This window comes from Rhodococcus sp. PAE-6 (genome assembly GCF_025290685.1).
GTDB lineage: Bacteria > Actinomycetota > Actinomycetes > Mycobacteriales > Mycobacteriaceae > Rhodococcus > Rhodococcus pyridinivorans.
Map to the genome: position 1 here is coordinate 1 of NZ_JAOCLZ010000056.1, position 2,961 is coordinate 2,961.

Sequence of the window (2,961 nt, forward strand, 5' to 3'; positions counted from 1 at the left end):
ACACGTATTCGATCACGAAGTAGGAGGCACTGACATCGAAACGGGAATCGCTACTGACATCCCACTGGGAAGTCTCACGAAGACGAGCGAGATCGGCGAGGCAGATTAACTGGGCCGGCAGCAGCTTATAAGGGCTCTGAGCTGCGGTTTCCCGGAATGACGCCTTGACCAGCGCTCTCGTCTCACCGAGCCTCTGTCAATCTGTAGCGGCGTGTCCTGTCAAACTTCACTGCATCTCGACAGTTGTTGTCGAGATGCAGTGAAGATGTCTTCGGGTGTGCCATATCCGCCGGTCAGACAGTCAGCGAAGGCATCCAGATTGCGACCAAAATACCCACCGAGCCCCGATACTGCTTCGCCCACAACAGAGAGAAAATCCTCGAGCGACCGAATGCGACGGCCGTCGATGAAGTACACGGCATCTCCTTTCGGCATTCCAGCTCCATCCTCATCGTCACCGTCCCGACCTTCCGCACAATCTGCCGGTCGCAGTGCATAGGCGGCGGACAGCGTTCTCCGCCGCCGCTTGAGGCAAGGTTCCGATACGGAGGTCTAGACGAGGGAGGGCTCTTTCACCGGATCAGCGGTCTCGATTGCAGGCAATGGCGGGACCAGGAACCCTTCGGTTTCGGCCGCCTGACAGAACTGCCGCCACCGCCGGCTGACGGTGGACTTGTCGATCTGCAATCGGTGAGCAACATCGATCTGCCGCAGTTGCGGGGACTTGATCATCATCGATGCCACGACTTGCACGGTCTCGTGGAACTCGGAGTCGGCGAGGAATCGAAGCAATCCCTCCTGGGTCTGCGCATATCCGTTGCGCGTGACGGACACCGCAGGTTGTCCCATTGTTGTCGGCTCGACAACCGAGTTGCAGGCGAAGGTGGGTGTTCCCGAAGCAGTTGCATCGCTCTGTTCGGTCACGGGCCCGCCCTGCAACGGTGCGTGCGCGGCGCTGTGAGGGGTTGCCAGACCGCCGTCAGCGGTTGCGCCGTCTCCGGGAGCATGAGGCTCGGGACGCACCGCGATCCGAGGCGCGGTGGCAGAGACAGTCGAAGCGGGTGTCACGGTGTTGGTAAGCGCCGGAGTACCGGGAGAGGGTTGGTTGCGCTGGATCATCATCACGAACAAGTGGAACAACGCAAGCCACAGCAGCGGGAAAATCGCGGCAAACAGCGCTCCGATCCAGGGGGCCTGCGGAACGAACCCGAGGTCCTCCCCTGCTGCAACTCGGGCAAGGTTGCGCTCAGCTGTCTGCCAGGCATGGAAGGCGTTGCCGACCACACTCAACAACACCGTCACCACGGCCAACGTGGCGCAGTACGCAAGGGTGTATCGGCCGCGGCCGGAGATGCGGAAGATGACATAGCCGGCGGTTGCAGCAGCTTGGGCAACGTCGATGGCAACCGGCGCCATCCATGCTCGTCCCGGTTGCACACCGACCTCGATCGCCAGGGCTCGAAGTGCATCGAACGACAGGATGAAGGACAGCGCTGCGATGAACAGGGTCATGGCGGCCACGGTCACCAACGACAGTGTCATCTGTCGGCTCACGGGCAACTCAGTTCGCAACGCGGTTGCGGGCGGGGTTGTATCGTCGGGCATGACCGGATGGTGTCCTTCCTGACGGGTGGTAGTCCTGGTCAACGGTCCCCTTGCAGTTGCAGCCGCGTAGGGGACCTGCACTGCGTGCGTCGCGGGCCTGCAACGCACGCAGTGCTGGGGGTCGTAGTGCTACGTCAGAGTCCGTGCTTGTCGAGGTACTCCTGCAGCGCCTTGTCGGTAATCGACGCCTCGCTGATGGTTCGGTCTCCCGTCTCGTAGCGAAGTTTGTCCACTCCCCTACGCAGCCGCGCCTTGATGCTCGGACGGATTCGCGTGTTGTGCGTCGCCGACAGGCCCTCTGCCGGATCGGTGTCGCTTCCCGTCACTGACGGCGTGACCGAACGTGCAGGTACTGGGGTCGGCGCGGGCGTTGATTGCTCGATGCGCGTGGGGCGTTCGGGCAGTTCTTCGGCGGGGTGGGTCTTGCGGATCGCCGGCTGACGTTGTGCGGTCACGATGCACCTCCAGTGGTGAGAGACAGTTCGGCAAGAAGATCGCTGTAGGCGGTTTGAAGAGAAATCGCGCGACCACCTCGGAATTGATGGATCGGTGTCCGTGCGCTGTGCGCGTCCTGACGAGTCGCCAGTTCCGGAATGATCGTGCGGGCTACGAGATCGCCATAGACCTCCCGCAGCTCGGTCTCCCGGAAGTTGTGCTCGGCGGTGCCGCGGCGGCGGCTGAGAACGATCTTGTCGAAGTTGAGGCGAGGGTTGGCACGTTTGCGCACCGTACGGATGGTTTCGTCGAGGCGTTCGACGCCATGCACACTGTCGATCGTCGGTTCGGTGACAGCTACCACCCCGTCACAAGCGATGAGGACGGCGAACAGGACCTTGCCCAAGCTTGGTGGACAGTCGAACAGCACGACGTCGTAGGGACTCAGATCCAGGCCTTCGAAGGCGACATCGAGGCGGAAAACCAGGTCGTTTGAGCCATCGGACTCGATTTTGCCGAGCTCCTCGTCTGCGGGAATCAGGTCGACTCCGCCCCAGTCGGTCGCTATGACGGCATTTGCCGCGCCACCTTCGACGGTCTGGTTCATCAGGTGGTAGGTGGTGAGCATGTCGCCTTCGACGGTCACACCGAGGCCGTTGGTGGCATTGCCCTGAGAGTCGGCATCGACGACAAGGACCTTGCCCCCTTTCGCTGACACAGCACTGGCCAGGCCGAGTGCTGTTGCAGTCTTGCCCACGCCGCCCTTCTGATTGGCAATGGCGATCTTGCGTGGTTGCATTGCGCACCTTTCAGTCGATGATCCGAGTCCGTGTTGCATCACGGCGCGTTCCTCGCGTGGCTTGCGTTGCAGGCGTGCCGTGCGTGGCGTGCCGACAGTGCAATCCTTGCGTTCCTCGCGTG

Annotated in this window: 3 protein-coding genes and 1 pseudogene; all 4 read right to left on the reverse strand. The window is 62.0% G+C overall.

The genetic code is table 11. The annotated features are described in order from the left end of the window. Positions 1-267: 267 nt before the first annotated feature. Positions 268-435, reverse strand: a pseudogene (locus NVV99_RS26090) (barstar family protein); the annotation flags it as partial. Positions 436-552: 117 nt separating this feature from the next. Continuing rightward, positions 553-1,605, reverse strand: a complete 1,053-nt coding sequence (locus NVV99_RS26095; RefSeq protein ID WP_081263503.1) for a DUF2637 domain-containing protein — start codon at positions 1,603-1,605, stop codon at positions 553-555. Between the two features lie 134 nt (positions 1,606-1,739). Next, complete coding sequence (locus NVV99_RS26100; protein ID WP_006553234.1) at positions 1,740-2,060, reverse strand: hypothetical protein; 321 nt, start codon at positions 2,058-2,060, stop codon at positions 1,740-1,742. Continuing rightward, positions 2,057-2,839, reverse strand: a complete 783-nt coding sequence (locus tag NVV99_RS26105; protein ID WP_006553233.1) for a ParA family protein — start codon at positions 2,837-2,839, stop codon at positions 2,057-2,059. Before NVV99_RS26105 ends, NVV99_RS26100 begins: the two co-directional genes overlap by 4 nt. Positions 2,840-2,961 lie beyond the last annotated feature (122 nt).